Raw genomic sequence first — 14,926 nt, 5'->3', positions numbered from 1 at the left:
TAGAGGAAGCTTCCAATCTCGATTTTCGCCAATTACCTTCTTGTGTGTTCTGTACTCTGACTTCCAATTTTTAACTACTTATGGTTTCTACAACCCCTGCTTACCAAATTACTGATTTGTTCGCCGAACGCGCAAAGAACCTTGCACCACCAACTTACGGTACAGAGTTAAGCAAAATCGTCACCGTCAGCTTTGCCTACGGTCTAGCCGATCCAATTCTCTTTCCTCACACTGACTTGGCTGCTGCAAGTGCTGTTGTGCTGGCAGAAGAGGCTCCGATCGCTCTCAATTATGGCCCGCCTTCTGCTCAACTGTATGAGCAAATTATCCTCCGCTTGCAGGCGAAGGGAATTGCTGCCGATCGCGATCGCCTGATTATTGGCTACGGTTCTGGTCAGATTCTCGGCTTGCTACCAGATGTGTTTGTGGAGCCTGGTGATGTAGTAATTGTGGAAGGGCCAACCTTCTTGGGAGTAGTTACCAGATTTGTCTACGCTGGCGCACGTATAATTACCATTCCTGTGGATGAGTTGGGAATGAATGTAGATGCGCTAGAAGTGACATTGAACGATTTAAAAAAACAGGGCATCCGACCCCGATTTATTTATACTATTCCCACCTTTCATAATCCTACAGGTACTACTATGCCGTTATTTCGCCGCCAAAAACTGGTAGCATTAGCGGCTGAGTATGGCGTTCTAATCGTGGAAGACGATGCTTATAGCGATTTGCGCTTTCGAGGAGAAACTATGCCCACCCTGGCAACTCTCGACCAAGAAGGGTGGGTATTATATGTGAGTACCTTCTCGAAAATTATTGCGCCTGGTATCCGGCTAGGCTGGGCTTGCGGCGATCCAGCGATTATTGAGCGACTGGCGATGTTCAAAAGTGAGGGGCCTGTGGGGCCATTTGTCAGCCATGTGGTCGCTCGCTATTGTGCTACAGGGAAACTAGAGAATCACATTCAAGAGCTAATTGCCTGCTATAAACATAAGTGCAATTTGTTATTAGAAGCGATCGCTCAAGAGTTTCCCAGTGATGTAGTTGCTCTGCGTCCCGATGGAGGCTTCTTCGTTTGGTGTAAATTGCCACCAGATATCAGCGCTAAAGCACTTCTGATAGCTGCCAGTGAACATGGCATCAGTTTTCTGCCAGGGACTCGCTGCTACGCCAATGGACAAGGGGATGATGCCATTAGGTTAGCTTTTAGCTTTCAGCCAACACAGAAGATTGTTGAGGGAATCGCTACATTAGGAGCGGTATTGCACGGATTGAGGTAATTCGTAATCACGCTCTCTATTGAGATGCTCTTGCTAGCTTCCTTCTCCCAAAAATCGAGATTTGGGACTTGTTAAATATCAACCCAAATCTCAACCACAAGAGATTATGGACTTATCTCCACACCCCACTTGACATTTTAGCGTTTAACCCTTACCCTTTTCCCCAGACCCGATTCCGAGTTAAAAATGCTTAACCGAGCAGTATTGGGGTAACTATTACTTGCCCCATTTGCTTACCCTGAAGATTTGGTAGTATCAGTTTACCCATTTCAGCAAACCCCTGAAAACAAAATATTTTTGAGAGATGCCTTAAAAAACAAAGACGCAAAAACGCCTCTGCGCCTCTGCGTCTCTGCATGAGATATTCTCTATCTACACCATCTCTGATGATGGCTGCATCATCTGTTGTGGCTGCGGCTGGAACATAAACAACGAGTACACAACATCTCGACGGATGTTGACCATCATATCTAAGAAGAGTTCGTAACCCTCGCTCTTATACTCAATTAGCGGGTCTTTTTGACCGTAACCGCGTAATCCCACTGATTCGCGTAAGGCATCCATTTGTTGCAGGTGTTCCCGCCACAGGGTATCAATGCGTTGCAAAATAAAGAAGCGTTCAGCTTGGCGCATCAGTCCGGGTTGAACTTGGTCAATTTGCGCTTCTTTGAGATCGTAAGCAATTCGCACCTGTTCATGGAGGAAGGCTTTAATCTCGCCGACTGTCATATCTTCTAATTGATTTGGCTGCAAGTCTGCTAGCAGATAGACGAATTCTTTGACTTTCTCAACCAACTTTTCTAACTCCCACTCTTCCGAGGGTAAGTCTATGTTGATGTAGTAATCAACGATGTCATCCATCGTTTTTTCAGCGTACTTGATTACCTGTTCTTTCAAATCTTGACCTTCTAACACCCGGCGGCGTTCAGCGTAAATAGCACGACGTTGATTGTTCATCACCTCGTCATACTCAAATACCTGCTTACGGATGTCATAGTAGTAGGTTTCGACTTTTTTCTGTGCGCCTTCCAAACTGCGGGTAAGCATCCCAGATTCGATGGGCATATCTTCTTCCACTTGGAAAGCATTCATTAACCCAGCAACGCGATCGCCACCAAAAATCCGCAGTAGGTTATCCTCTAAGCTGAGGAAGAATCTCGTGGTTCCAGGGTCGCCTTGTCTACCTGCACGTCCCCGCAACTGGTTATCAATCCGCCGGGATTCGTGGCGTTCTGTACCAATTACGTGCAAACCGCCAATTCCCACGACCTCATCATGTTCGCGGGTAGTAAATTGTTCGTATTCCTGTTTAACGCGGTTATAAGCTTCCCGCAATTTCAGAATCACAGGGTCGTCAATGGGAGCTTTTTCGGCAGCCACAGCCACCTTGTCTTCAGCTTCGAGTTCCGGTAAACTGCGATCGCCATACTCTCGGACTGCAATTTCTACTGCATCTTTAAGTAGTTTCTCTGTTTCTTTTGTTAACTGGGTGGGGAAAATTTCTGGTGAAGCCCGCCAAGTTTTGACTTTTTTGCCAGGGACAAAGCCTTGACCGCCACCATGTCCTGTAGGCAATCCGGCTGGTCTTTGAACGCCAAAGCTATCTTCATCTTCTGGCATGACGATGCGGGGCATGAAGTATTCCCGCAGCTTCAAACGTGCCATGTATTCGGAGTTACCACCCAAAATGATGTCTGTACCTCTACCAGCCATGTTAGTAGCGATAGTAACAGCACCTTTTCGTCCAGCTTGGGCGACGATTTCCGCTTCCCGCTCGACGTTCTCCGGTCTGGCGTTGAGTAATTCGTGAGGAATCTCTAGCTGCTTCAGCAATCGGCTGAGAAGTTCGGATTTTTCTACACTCGTGGTTCCCACTAATACAGGTCTGCCGAGTTCGTGCATTTCCGCACATTCTTTGGCGATCGCACCCCACTTACCTGGTTCTGTCTTAAAGACCATATCAGATAAGTCTTCGCGTCTGCGATCGCGGTTGGTAGGAATTACCGCAACTTCCAGTTTGTAAATTTTTTCAAATTCTGGTTCTTCCGTTTTTGCTGTTCCGGTCATTCCGCCGAGTTTTGGATACAGCAAGAAAAGATTTTGATAAGTAATTGTCGCTAGAGTTTGAGTTTCTGGCTGAATCTCTTCGTGTTCTTTAGCTTCAATAGCCTGGTGTAGACCATCACTCCAACGCCGTCCAGGTAGCACCCGACCAGTAAATTCATCTACAATTACCACTTCCCCATTGCGGACGATGTAATTTACATCCTTGAGAAAAAGTTCTTTAGCTTTAATCGCATTGAAAACGAAGTGTGCCCAAGGATCTTCTGGGTCAAATAAATCTGTGACTCCCAAAAGATTTTCGGCTTCTGCAAAGCCTTCATCTGTCAATAGCACGTTACGAGCTTTTTCATCTACATCATAATGCTCGTCTTTTTTGAGTGTGGATGCTATTTCAGCAGCTTGTAGATACTTTTCTGTAGGTCTTTCCACCTGCCCAGAAATAATCAGAGGTGTCCGCGCTTCATCAACTAAAATCGAGTCTACCTCGTCAATTACGCAATAATTGAACGGGCGTTGTACCACATCTGCCATTGATGTCGCCATGTTATCCCGCAGGTAGTCAAAGCCGACTTCGCTGTTGGTGACATAAGTGATATCGCAATCGTAGTTTTTCTGGCGTTCAGTGGGAGTCATACTTGACTGGATTAGCCCCACACTCAGCCCCAAGAACCGATGCACCTGTCCCATCCATTCAGCATCCCGACGAGCCAGGTAATCGTTCACGGTGATGACGTGTACACCTTTCCCAGTCAGGGCATTTAAATAACTTGGTAAGGTTGCTACGAGCGTTTTACCCTCACCAGTTTTCATTTCGGCAATTTGCCCTACGTGCAAAATGATACCGCCAAGGAGTTGGACATCAAAGTGCCGCAAGCCTAACACTCGCCGTCCTGCTTCCCGAACAACGGCGTAAGCTTCTGGCAAAAGGTCATCCAGGGCTTCACCTTTGGCGAGTCGTTGTTTAAATTCGACAGTTTTACCTTTTAGCTCCTCATCGGAAAGAACCTTAATTTCTTCCTCTAAAAGGTTAATTTCAGTAACAGAAGGTTGGTATTTTTTAAGCTTACGAGCGTTGGGGTCGCCCAACAAAAGTTTTAGCATGGCAGATTATAGAACTGAATCAAGGGGGATGGGGATTAAAGGTTCGGCATTGATTATAAACATTTAACCCAACCCAACCGTCTTGGTTGTGGATGGGTGTCAAATGAGAATTACCTCAAAAACAGGAGAAAAACTAGCCAATCATTTAGTAAACTGATTGGTTTTAACTCTTATCTTATATTTAGTCTTTCTTCATAGTATCATTTTGCCCCCAGATGGGGCCAGAGAGGGAGTGGGGGAAGTGTGGGAGGTGTGGGAGGATGAGGAAGAAGTCTTACCCCCCACACTCCTCTGCCTACGGTATTGTGAGAAATCCGGGCTAACTCCTGTAGAGACGCGATTAATCGTGTCTCTACTCCTCATTTCCATTCTGCTGACAGGCGGCGAAAATTGTAGTCGCTAGCGCTAGGATGACAGCTGACACAGCTGCCAAGCTGGACTGGACGTGGTAACTTCACTCCTGGATGTAAAGCTTTGAAATAACGTGAGTTACTGAGGCGATAGGGTGTTTCTTCGTCGTCTCGCTGCACACGCGAGAAAGTTGAAAGATATTTCCACACCAAAATACGTGGCGGATCGACTAAAGGCTTTAGTTGTGCGCCGTAGTGCTGCGAGTCTTGCAGGAGATTTTTCCAAGTTTGGGTGGGTAAAACGGCTGGTGGTAAGGCAATGTGGCAGGTGGAACAGTTTTCCAAATACAGCTCTTGCCCCAATTGGTACTGTGCAGGTACTACGTCAACAGTGCCAATTTCGACGGGGGGAGTCGCGCTGTGGGCGTTAGTTGCCAAGGCTAGAAGCCAACCCATAGCTAGGCTCCACGTGACAATTACCAGAAGTAAACCGAAAAATTGGCGTTTGAACTCGCGTTCGGCACTTTGATTTAGCGTTTTGCGTTGGCGTAGCCCGCCGTAGGCATCGCTTCGGGCGGAGCGTAGGTCATCGCGGGTTTTGCGCTTAACAAAAATTGACATTCCTCACATTCCCAGATATTTAAAAGTGGCGCTTGTGCTAATCATAGGACTTACGCTGTATTGGTAGTGTTTCGGATTTTGTGTAAGTAGTTTTATAATAGTAAGCCGGTCTGCGTCTATATATCTCTAAGATTGATCGCAGTTGCACACCATTGACTAGGTAACAAAAAATATCTTGGTAGTTTTAATCTGACTCACTAGAAAAATCAGCCACAATATCTCGGATTTCATTTGCACCAATATCTTCTCGGTCAGACTTGGAATAAATCGTTAATAGCAAAATACTTGTAGTTGACTCAACTTGATAAATTAATCGGTATCCAGCACTCTTACCTTTTTGGATACTACTGTTGTGAACTCTCACTTTGTAAACAATATACTCCTCACCGATACCCGCAATGCGATGACCGACAATATTTCCTTGCTGTAATTGCTCGATAATTGGTTGAACATCAGCGCGAATATTGCGAAATCTCTTTGATAGATAGTCTGTAAAGTTCCTGCTCAAACTCATCGGAAAATCGAATTGAAACCGTATTATCACTCTGCATCAATCCTGTCCCATAGCTCACTAAGTGGTCTAGTTTGCCCCGCTTTTGCTTGCTGCAAGGCTCTTCTCAAGCTGGCTTTAATCTCCTCAACGGGTGTATCGTCAGGATCAACCTCTTCTGCCTCTGCCTGTTCTGGAACCAACACAATTACTCGAACCTGATGAGGATAAGCGGTTCCCTGAATCGGCTCATCTAAAACTAGGTTTCCCTGAGAGTCAATCCTGCCGATAACTTCGATCGCTTTCATTTGTTTTTATCTTATTATTTTGTAGGAGATCCTAACATTTGAAATCCAAGCAAGAGAAGGGAATTTAAGTCTATCCCTTCCTTTAATACAGGATTGCATTGGATTTCAGATTCTGTTAGTAGCATTTCCAGAGAAAGCAATTAGACCAAAATAGAAACAACCGTTATCTACCTTTTTGACTTTAAGGAATAGAAACCGATCGCAATAACCGCTCAACAACAGTTCTAGCGTTGCGTCCTCCTCTAGGAATAAGGCGATGGCAAAGAACGTGAGGAACAAGAAACTTCACATCATCGGGAATGGCATAATCACGCCCTAATAGAAAAGCAAGCGCTTGGGCAGCACGTTGTAATGCTAATGTGCCACGCGGACTGACACCAAGAGCGATTTCTTCATCTTGGCGTGTTGCCCGTACCAGTTCGAGGATGTACTGTTGTAAAGAAGTTGTTACTTTTACTTGAGAGCAGATGTAACGCAATTCCTGTACTTCTGCCAAGGTAATACAAGGCTGCAAATCAGCAACCTTCACACCATTTTGGAGATTTTGCAGCATCAGGAGTTCTTCTGCCTCCGAAGGATAGCCCAAACTTAGCGACAACATGAACCGATCCATTTGCGCTTCCGGCAAGGGAAAAGTACCTTGATACTCGATCGGGTTTTGAGTAGCGATGACAAAAAAGGGTTGGGGAACTGGACGAGAGACACCATCAACTGTTACCTGATGTTCTTCCATAACTTCCAGCAAAGCTGACTGAGTGCGGGGTGTAGCGCGGTTAATTTCGTCAGCTAAAAGAATATTGGTAAAGACTGGCCCAGTCAGAAAAGTAAATTCGCCACTTTTTGGGTTCCAGATGTTAGTGCCAGTAATATCAGTTGGCAGTAAATCGGGGGTACATTGTAGGCGTTGAAACTTACCATCCAATGAACGAGCTAGAGATTTAGCGAGCAGGGTTTTACCAACACCAGGAACATCTTCTAGCAGGGCATGACCACCACCGAGGAAGGCTACTAGCACTAAGCGTATTGCCTCAGCTTTGCCAACAATGGTAAGAGCCAGATTTTGTGTTAAAGCGTCAATTTTTTCTCTCATGGAGCGGGGGGAATGGGGAATGGGGAATGGGGAATGGGGAATGGGGATTAGGAATTTCTTTCCCTTTGCCTTTTCAGCCCATCCCCGATGCCCTATCTATTGTTCCCACTCAGCACTCAAAACTTCTTTAGCAACAACAGAGTCAAGTTGAATTTGTGTTTTTAAGGCTTCTAGAGAAGGAAATTTTTGTTCAGGGCGCAAAAATTTAACTAATTCCACAGCCAGTTTTTTGCCATACAAATCACCAGACCAATTGAATAAATGTACTTCCGCAGATGAATAAGTACCATTTACAGTTGGGCGGTTGCCGATGTTCATTACGCCCAAGCTCTTACTAGAAGAAGCATCTGAGGTTTCACTAAGAGTAAAAACGCGGACGGCGTAAACTCCCTGGCGGGGCAAAAACTTTTCTTTTGGTAGTTGGAGATTGGCGGTGGGAAAGCCAATTGTTCTACCCAATTGTTGACCTTGAACCACAACACCAAAGAGAGTATAGGGGCGACCTAGTAGTAAATTTGCGTTTTCGATGTCGCCTTGCTCAAGGGTTTGGCGGATCAATGAAGTGCTAATGCGGGCATCTTGAGTTGGATTAGTACTAACGCAACTGCTTTGGGTGGGCGAGTCACCTGTATAAGTTTGTAAGGGAACGATGGTAACGGGGATATTATGTTTGGCGGCGATTAATTGCAAATCTTTAGCAGTGCCACTGCGCTTTTCGCCAAAACAAAAATCCTGCCCGATGCTAATTCGCTGGCATTGCAGTTGCTGGACGAGAATTTTCTGGACGAATTCTTCGGGGGTCAAAGCAGATAATTCTTTGTCAAAGGGTAGTAATACTAGTTGTTCTACCCCAAGCGATCGCAATTGTTGGACTTTTTCATCCAGTGGCGTTAATAAAGTCCGGGGTTGCCCCGTAAAATACTCCTGTGGATGGGGGTCAAAGGTGACAACTGTTGAGTAGGTATATTCTTGATTTTCCTTTGACTGGAGACTACTGGCTACTGACAAGCGATCGCCAGGGTGCAAGACTGGTTGAATTACCCTTTGATGACCAAGATGAACACCATCAAACTTGCCAAGGGCAACAGCAGTCGGCGTTAGCAGCCCTTCGCTCGAAGAAGCAACCCACACAGAACACCCATTTTGAGACAAATTTAGCACGTGGATTCTGAGATTTTAGGTTTATTTTAGCTATCAGCAGGAAGCTACCTTATGGTAAACAGCCGACAGTAGGGCAGCTTTTCTAGTACCAACTTGTCATTTGTCTTTTGTAAATAACCAATGGCTAATAACCAATACTTCTCTACGAGAGGCTCCACCAATGGCTTTTCTACGAGACGCACTCGCGTTCGCGGTAGTTGAGCGCAGTCGAAACTCAGTACAAGTGACCAATGATCAATGACTAATGACCAATGACTGCTGAAAGCTTCTGATCACCAATCTAATCTAAAATCTCCAATTCCTGCGATCGCAATCTTTAGGTAGAAAACTTACTAATAGGAAAAGATTCTGATAAGGCTACTGAGGTAGGAATCTGAAGTACCATTCCTTCCCGTGCCATAATAGCACCGGGAAATTTCTCAGAGGCTTGTTGCCCTACACAATCCAAAAAGTCATCATTGTGGGCGGGGTCGTGGTGGTAAATTACCAAAGTTTTGACGTTAGCAGCTTGTGCCACTTTCACTGCTTCTTGCCAGGTAGAATGTCCCCAGCCAATTTTTGGGGTTTTTGGGGAGTGGTATTCTTCATCTGTGTAGGTGGAATCGTAGATCAGAATATCAGCATTACGAGCTAGCCACAGCACATTGTCATCAAGTCGGTCAGGAAAATGTTCGGTATCGGTAATATAAGCAGCAGCACCACCATGCCAGTTTACACGGTATCCTACGGCTTCTCCTGGATGGTTTAAAGGTGCTGTTTCTACGGTAACGTCATCGATGTGGATTGGTTGCCCCGGTCGAATGTCGTAGAACTTTAAATTGGCTTGCATAATCTGCAAGGGTACGGGAAAGTTCGGGTGTAACATTTGATCGTTAAGGCGCTGCTCTATGGTCGAGCCATCAGGTGCGATCGCGCCGTAGATATGAAAGTCATTCCCCTTGACAAATCCTGGGGTAAAGAAGGGAAAACCCTGCATATGATCCCAGTGAGAGTGAGTAAAAAATATGTGACCTTCTAACGGCATTTGGCGCAACCAAGATTGCCCTAAAACATGTAGTCCCGTACCAGCATCGAAAACTAAGCGTTTATCGCCCGCTTGCATTGATATGCAAGGGGTATTACCGCCGTAGCGAACGGTGTGTGGCCCTGGGCTGGGGATGCTGCCGCGAACGCCCCAAAATTGTACGGTAAATTGGTTCTCTATCCTAGACATGGGTGTTGCTTGCTGGACTGAGCGGGCGATAATTGGAAAAATTACTACTTAAATTGTCTAAGTTTATGCTGTCTCACCGATTGTATTAGAGGGAAGATTTCTTGGTAAAACAGCATACCCTGTTTCTGGCTGATTGTGTAAATGTGGATGAAATACTGGCAGGGAGAATTTTCTAGCTTTTGGGGTGAATGTGTATCGGTTATTTCAAGAGTGCCCCTACGTTATAGCCTACATTTTTCTCTGATGCATTTAAATAACTCCAGTTTTGTCCTGATAAATCAAATGATTCAGGGAAAATTGAATTCCCAATCAGACAATTTCTCTAGTCCAGTTGCGTAAGTTAGATTGTATTGTAACGGGGTTATACTGATGTAGTTTTTACGTACAACTTGCACGTCTGTTGGTACATTTTGAGGCAGATTTAATCCAGTTGGAGGTTCCACCTCCTCAACTACTTCTCCGGTCAACCAATAGTACGTTTTTCCACGAGGATCAACTCGTTTATCAAACACATCAATGTAACGCCGTACTCCTTGACGGGTAAGTGTCACTCCAGCAATTTCTTCCCACTTCACAGCAGGAATATTAACGTTGAGCAACATTAAATCTGGTAGAGGTTTTTGGGCTAACTGGTCTACGAGAACTTTGGCAAACTTAGCAGCAGGTTGAAAGTCTTTAGATGTATGACTAATAAGACTTAGGGCTACGCTGGGAATACCTTCAATTAGACCTTCCATTGCCGCCGAAACGGTGCCAGAATATAAGATTTCAGTTCCTAAATTTGCACCTTGATTAATGCCAGAGAGAACTAAATCGGGAGGAGTATCTAGCAAAGCCCACAACGCCAATTTGACGCAATCTGAAGGCGTACCATCGCAAGCCCAAGCTTTGATAGCAGGATGAAAAATCCCTTCAACAATTTCGGCACGAATGGGTTGTTGGAGAGTTAATCCGTGTCCAGTTGCCGATCGCTCTCGATCTGGGCAAACCACACTAACATCATGACCTGCTTCTGCCAAGTAGTTGGCTAGGGTACGAATCCCCAAAGCAGAAACGCCGTCGTCGTTGCTAATTAGTAATTTCATAGTCATTAGTCATTGATCATTTGTACTGAGTTTCGACTGCGCGGGAATCGAGCGACTTGCACTGAGCGGCGTCGAAGTGAGTCGAGATTCAACTACCCCGCGTAGTCGTAAAGCTTGCGGCATTAGCTACGCTTAGGGCGCAGCCTCTCGTAGAGAAATATGGGTCATTGGTCATTAGTTATTAGTTATTTGTAATTAGCGATTTGTCAATGTCTGAAGTCACAAGCACCAAAAAAACATTTAGACTCACCAGTACATTGTGGCGGAAGTTTGCCCTTTGCCTGTAAGTTTATTTATCGACCGCTTCACAGCTTTTGACTATAGACTAATGACTAATGACCAATGACTAATAACTAATGACTAGCAATTTAGAAGCTCAACTTTTAGCACTGCGGCAAGAAGGAGAAAAAGCGATCGCAGCCGCTGACACCTTAGAACGTCTGGAAGAACTCAGAGTTAATTATCTGGGTAAAAAAGGGGAACTGGGGGCACTGTTGCGAAGTATGGGGCAAATGAGTGCAGAGGAACGGCCAAAAATTGGAGCGATCGCCAATACAGTCAAAGAATCCCTGCAAACTAGTCTAGACCAGCAACGCGTCGCCCTCGAAGCGGCTCAAATTCAGGTACAGCTAGAGGCGGAAACTCTGGATGTTACTATGCCGGGAATTTACAGCCCCCAAGGTCGCATTCATCCCCTCAATGGTATTATCGATCGGGCGCTGGATATCTTTGTTGGTATGGGCTACACCGTGGCTCAAGGGCCAGAGATGGAAACAGATTATTATAATTTCGAGGCTCTCAACACCCCGCCAGATCACCCCGCCCGTGATATGCAGGATACCTTCTACCTGCCAGATGGGAATCTCCTCCGCACTCATACCTCGTCAGTGCAAATTCGTTACATGGAAAGAGAAGAACCACCAATTAGGGTTGTGGCTCCAGGGCGAGTTTATCGACGAGATAATGTAGACGCAACTCACTCAGCAGTTTTCCATCAAATCGAACTTTTAGCCATTGATGAGGGACTAACTTTTACAGACCTCAAAGGCACAATTAAAGTATTTTTACAAGCAATATTTGGCGATTTACCTATTCGCTTCCGCGCCAGTTATTTCCCCTTTACTGAACCATCTGCTGAAGTAGATTTGCAGTGGAATGGACGCTGGCTAGAGGTGATGGGCTGCGGTATGGTCGATCCAAATGTACTTAAGTCTGTAGGTTATGACCCAGAAGTTTATACAGGATTTGCTGCCGGTTTTGGTGTAGAACGCTTTGCAATGGTGTTACATCAAATCGATGATATTCGTCGCTTGTATGCTAGTGATTTGCGGTTTTTGCAGCAATTTTAGGGAAGCGATCGCTTTAAATAATCAGGCGTTAAATCTCTTACAAAAGTCAATTGGATGAAAATATAACCACAGATAAATACTTATAAATTATCTGTGGTTTTAAATAATAAATCGGGATTGATGAATTTGGTAAACTATCAATACGTAACTTCTGTTGACGTGATATGACTGCAATTACTGCCAAACATCTAACACTTGAAGAATATTTGAAGTATGACGATCGCACGGATAGCCAGTATGAACTGGTGGCAGGTGAGTTAGTTGCTATGCCACCCGAAAGCCCAAAAAATGTCCAGATATCTCTATTTTTACTGGTAAATTTCCTCAAGTTCGTCCCAGTCAATCGGTTAAGTAACAAAGTTGAAATTGTTGTTGCTGGTTCTCGTGCGACAACTCGCATTCCTGACTTAGTTGTGCTGACGGATGAACTTGCAACAGCCTTTGAAGGTGCAACGCGATCCACAATTACCCTGGATATGCCACCTCCAGCATTAGTTGTCGAGGTTGTTTCTCCTGGCAAAGCTAACGAAGATCGGGACTATCGCTACAAACGTTCCGAGTATGCCGCAAGGGGAATTGCTGAATATTGGATTGTTGATCCACAAATAAATGCAGTTACCGTGCTGATATTAGTTGACGGGTTTTATGAAGAAACCAGATTTATAGGAAATAGTGCGATCGCTTCTACTATTTTCCCAGAATTTCAGCTAACCGCACAGCAAGTACTTAACGCTGGAGAACTGTGAATATCTCAAATAGGCAGAAAACCAACCTCCCAGAGTAAAATGTAGTCAATAATTCCTATCCAAAATTCATGCCATGAACCGATGGCCTTTTTACCGCAGGATGCAATAATCGCAGAAGAAAAGCTAACCAAGTATCTGCTTGTGCCGTTGCCAAAAGACGATAAATCTAAATTTCTGGCTATGGCTGGCTACACAATAGATAACTGGCAACAACTCGAACATGATCTACGCGCTCAAGTTTTAACGCAACCTGCCGAGGCGATCGAAACAACTCGTTATGGGCAAAAGTATGCCATTCGTGCGTGTCTGCGAGGGATTAATGGCGTTGAACTAAATATCTTAACCATTTGGATGGTTGCAAACGATACAACCAAATTTGTCACCTTAGTGCCAGATCAAGGAGCCAACTCATGAAGGTACAGTACCCTTTATTCTCCCAAGTTGTTTTAGCACAGGACTTACCAGAATACAACCTGAAGCGAGGGAATGTTGCAACAATTGTGGAACATTACCCCATGCCTGAAGGGGAAGAGGACGGGTATAGTCTGGAAGGGTTTGATTTGCCCCATGTGACGGTCGAAGTAGCAGCATCTCAAATTATCCCCATTGCCCAGTGGCAGCAAGAAGAAATGATTTTAGCCAAGTTACGCCAGTTATCTGAAGCGAGGCTGTTGCAATTACAAGATTATCTCGATTTTCTCTTGCAAAAAGAAGAGTCTGAGCATCAGAGTGCTTAAAGCTGTGAATGTTAGTCGAAACTATTAACTAGTCCTGAATGTTTATTTTTAGGTGCTGCATGGCAACTTACACAGTTGATGAAATCCTAAAGTGCTTAGATCAAGCTCATGGAAATCTTGATTTTCCAGGTTTTACTAACATCAATCTTCACATGGCATCTGCTCGAATCACAGGTTTTCGCAGTGATACTCACTGGATTATTGTATTCGAGGAACTCGTAAATTGGTATGGTCTTGCAGGCATCCAACCTGTATTAGCAATCTATGGTTTCAGCAACCGTTCAGACTTAGAAAATGGACTGGTTGAAACTTTATTTCCAGTAGAAATTGAGAACGAGGAAGACTGGAAGCATACAAATGCTTTACATTTGAAGATTCGTGGCGAAGCTTTGACCTTAGATACCCAATCAATCCAACGACATCGGAATTTTGGTTTTGATCTCCTTGTTCACCTACTACCTGAGTACCGCACTAAAATGTTAGCGACTGAAAATGAGCTACAGTTAATTGCGTCGAATGATTTATTACAAGTCATCCAACTAGACAATTGGCATCATCCAGATGTTTTCAGATGGAATCATCAAGCTGATAGGCATTTTCAACCGAGTGATGCTAAGTCAATGCAAATGATTGCTAAAGTTCTTGTTACAGGCGATCCAAACTTTTACAAGCCGTGTGAAGATCCAAATGTTGATTGGCGAAAATGGATGAAATCTTAACAAACAGCTACATGGATTACATATTCCAACATCTTTTAACTTTAGTATTTACTGGATTAAAAAATTAAGGTGGTCGGTGAATAACACTAACCACCTTTTGAGACTTTATTTAACTATTCCTGAATGACCGGGAATATCTGCCAAAGGTTCAAATCTACCATCTAAGTATTTGGCGAGAAACTCTTCTGCGATCGCAAAAAAGTGCAACCGATTTTCTGGTCTGGCAAAACCATGTCCTTCATCTGTGTAAAGTGCATATTGCACTGGTAAACCAGCTTGTTGCATTGCGTTGACAATTTGATCGCTTTCTGATTGTTTCACTCGCGGATCGTTTGCACCTTGACCGATAAGTAAAGGTTTTTGAATCCGGTCAGCGAAAAATAAAGGCGATCGCGATTTCAGAAACTCCTCTTCTGTCTCTAAATTACCAACGCGATGAGAAAGCATTGCCTTCAACGGTTCCCAATAGGGCGGTATAGTTTCTATCAGCGTAATTAGGTTACTTGGCCCCACAATATCCACTGGAGTTTAGACTAAGCCATGCAAAATGACCCAGCAGGGCTGAGTTAATCAGAGACTTAGCAAAAGTATGAATAATCTTAGGTATTAAAC

General features: G+C 44.5%; 15 protein-coding genes. 6 read left to right on the top strand and 9 right to left on the bottom strand.

Annotated elements, in window-relative coordinates; translation table 11 throughout:
• The first annotated feature begins 80 nt into the window (after positions 1-80).
• Positions 81-1,280 carry an aminotransferase-like domain-containing protein gene (locus V7K69_RS22710; RefSeq protein ID WP_335038484.1) on the top strand — a complete coding sequence of 400 codons (1,200 nt, stop codon included), beginning with the start codon at positions 81-83 and terminating at the stop codon, positions 1,278-1,280.
• Positions 1,281-1,652: 372 nt separating this feature from the next.
• Here the strand turns inward: V7K69_RS22710 and secA are convergent, their stop codons facing one another.
• The 8 genes from secA to surE all read right to left on the bottom strand — a co-directional run bounded on the left by secA (position 1,653) and on the right by surE (position 10,763).
• Positions 1,653-4,445 (bottom strand): preprotein translocase subunit SecA, encoded by a 2,793-nt coding sequence (secA, locus tag V7K69_RS22705; RefSeq protein ID WP_335038482.1) that lies wholly within the window; start codon positions 4,443-4,445, stop codon positions 1,653-1,655.
• Positions 4,446-4,804: 359 nt separating this feature from the next.
• A complete protein-coding gene (locus tag V7K69_RS22700) occupies positions 4,805-5,416 on the bottom strand; it encodes a cytochrome C (RefSeq protein ID WP_335038480.1) in 612 nt (203 codons plus the stop codon).
• Positions 5,417-5,600: 184 nt separating this feature from the next.
• The gene (locus tag V7K69_RS22695) at positions 5,601-5,930 is read right to left on the bottom strand and encodes a type II toxin-antitoxin system RelE/ParE family toxin (protein WP_335038478.1); all 330 of its coding nucleotides are present in this window, start codon (positions 5,928-5,930) and stop codon (positions 5,601-5,603) included.
• Positions 5,931-5,956: 26 nt separating this feature from the next.
• On the bottom strand, positions 5,957-6,214 hold the full coding sequence (locus tag V7K69_RS22690) for a type II toxin-antitoxin system RelN family antitoxin (protein WP_335038476.1): 258 nt from the start codon (positions 6,212-6,214) through the stop codon (positions 5,957-5,959).
• Positions 6,215-6,395: 181 nt separating this feature from the next.
• Positions 6,396-7,304 (bottom strand): AAA family ATPase, encoded by a 909-nt coding sequence (locus tag V7K69_RS22685; RefSeq protein WP_335038474.1) that lies wholly within the window; start codon positions 7,302-7,304, stop codon positions 6,396-6,398.
• Positions 7,305-7,400: 96 nt separating this feature from the next.
• Positions 7,401-8,465 carry a bifunctional riboflavin kinase/FAD synthetase gene (locus V7K69_RS22680; protein ID WP_335038472.1) on the bottom strand — a complete coding sequence of 355 codons (1,065 nt, stop codon included), beginning with the start codon at positions 8,463-8,465 and terminating at the stop codon, positions 7,401-7,403.
• A 316-nt stretch (positions 8,466-8,781) separates the two neighbouring features.
• Entirely contained in the window at positions 8,782-9,678 is an 897-nt protein-coding gene (locus tag V7K69_RS22675; protein WP_335038470.1) for an MBL fold metallo-hydrolase, read from the bottom strand.
• A 287-nt stretch (positions 9,679-9,965) separates the two neighbouring features.
• The gene (gene surE / locus V7K69_RS22670) at positions 9,966-10,763 is read right to left on the bottom strand and encodes a 5'/3'-nucleotidase SurE (protein WP_335038742.1); all 798 of its coding nucleotides are present in this window, start codon (positions 10,761-10,763) and stop codon (positions 9,966-9,968) included.
• A 356-nt stretch (positions 10,764-11,119) separates the two neighbouring features.
• Here surE and pheS point away from each other — a divergent pair, with 356 nt between their 5' ends.
• From pheS to V7K69_RS22645, 5 genes are all read left to right on the top strand, one after another.
• Positions 11,120-12,112 carry a phenylalanine--tRNA ligase subunit alpha gene (pheS, locus tag V7K69_RS22665; RefSeq protein WP_012407694.1) on the top strand — a complete coding sequence of 331 codons (993 nt, stop codon included), beginning with the start codon at positions 11,120-11,122 and terminating at the stop codon, positions 12,110-12,112.
• A 164-nt stretch (positions 12,113-12,276) separates the two neighbouring features.
• Positions 12,277-12,858 (top strand): Uma2 family endonuclease, encoded by a 582-nt coding sequence (locus V7K69_RS22660; RefSeq protein ID WP_335038468.1) that lies wholly within the window; start codon positions 12,277-12,279, stop codon positions 12,856-12,858.
• Between the two features lie 81 nt (positions 12,859-12,939).
• Positions 12,940-13,272: a DUF6883 domain-containing protein gene (locus V7K69_RS22655; protein ID WP_335038467.1), complete on the top strand. Its 333-nt coding sequence runs from the start codon at positions 12,940-12,942 to the stop codon at positions 13,270-13,272.
• Positions 13,269-13,595, top strand: coding sequence for a DUF4926 domain-containing protein (locus V7K69_RS22650; RefSeq protein WP_335038466.1), 327 nt, complete (start codon positions 13,269-13,271; stop codon positions 13,593-13,595). The genes V7K69_RS22655 and V7K69_RS22650 overlap by 4 nt, the downstream gene beginning before the upstream one ends.
• Before the next feature lie 59 nt (positions 13,596-13,654).
• Positions 13,655-14,314 (top strand): DUF7003 family protein, encoded by a 660-nt coding sequence (locus V7K69_RS22645; protein WP_335038464.1) that lies wholly within the window; start codon positions 13,655-13,657, stop codon positions 14,312-14,314.
• Positions 14,315-14,419: 105 nt separating this feature from the next.
• Here V7K69_RS22645 and V7K69_RS22640 read toward each other — a convergent pair whose 3' ends face one another.
• Positions 14,420-14,827 (bottom strand): alpha/beta hydrolase family protein, encoded by a 408-nt coding sequence (locus tag V7K69_RS22640; protein ID WP_335038462.1) that lies wholly within the window; start codon positions 14,825-14,827, stop codon positions 14,420-14,422.
• Positions 14,828-14,926 lie beyond the last annotated feature (99 nt).

It is taken from the genome of Nostoc sp. (genome assembly GCF_036917775.1).
Lineage (GTDB): Bacteria > Cyanobacteriota > Cyanobacteriia > Cyanobacteriales > Nostocaceae > Nostoc.
The sequence above is the reverse complement of the archived record's forward strand: the minus strand, read 5'-3'. Positions and strand labels throughout refer to the sequence as shown.

Bases quoted from the DNA above. Each gene is read 5' to 3' on its own strand.
- V7K69_RS22710 (WP_335038484.1), top strand. From the start codon at position 81: ATGGTTTCTACAACCCCTGCTTACCAAATTACTGATTTGTTCGCCGAA.
- secA (WP_335038482.1), bottom strand. From the start codon at position 4,445: ATGCTAAAACTTTTGTTGGGCGACCCCAACGCTCGTAAGCTTAAAAAA.
- V7K69_RS22700 (WP_335038480.1), bottom strand. From the start codon at position 5,416: ATGTCAATTTTTGTTAAGCGCAAAACCCGCGATGACCTACGCTCCGCC.
- V7K69_RS22695 (WP_335038478.1), bottom strand. From the start codon at position 5,930: ATGAGTTTGAGCAGGAACTTTACAGACTATCTATCAAAGAGATTTCGC.
- V7K69_RS22690 (WP_335038476.1), bottom strand. From the start codon at position 6,214: ATGAAAGCGATCGAAGTTATCGGCAGGATTGACTCTCAGGGAAACCTA.
- V7K69_RS22685 (WP_335038474.1), bottom strand. From the start codon at position 7,304: ATGAGAGAAAAAATTGACGCTTTAACACAAAATCTGGCTCTTACCATT.
- V7K69_RS22675 (WP_335038470.1), bottom strand. From the start codon at position 9,678: ATGTCTAGGATAGAGAACCAATTTACCGTACAATTTTGGGGCGTTCGC.
- surE (WP_335038742.1), bottom strand. From the start codon at position 10,763: ATGAAATTACTAATTAGCAACGACGACGGCGTTTCTGCTTTGGGGATT.
- pheS (WP_012407694.1), top strand. From the start codon at position 11,120: ATGACTAGCAATTTAGAAGCTCAACTTTTAGCACTGCGGCAAGAAGGA.
- V7K69_RS22660 (WP_335038468.1), top strand. From the start codon at position 12,277: ATGACTGCAATTACTGCCAAACATCTAACACTTGAAGAATATTTGAAG.
- V7K69_RS22655 (WP_335038467.1), top strand. From the start codon at position 12,940: ATGGCCTTTTTACCGCAGGATGCAATAATCGCAGAAGAAAAGCTAACC.
- V7K69_RS22650 (WP_335038466.1), top strand. From the start codon at position 13,269: ATGAAGGTACAGTACCCTTTATTCTCCCAAGTTGTTTTAGCACAGGAC.
- V7K69_RS22645 (WP_335038464.1), top strand. From the start codon at position 13,655: ATGGCAACTTACACAGTTGATGAAATCCTAAAGTGCTTAGATCAAGCT.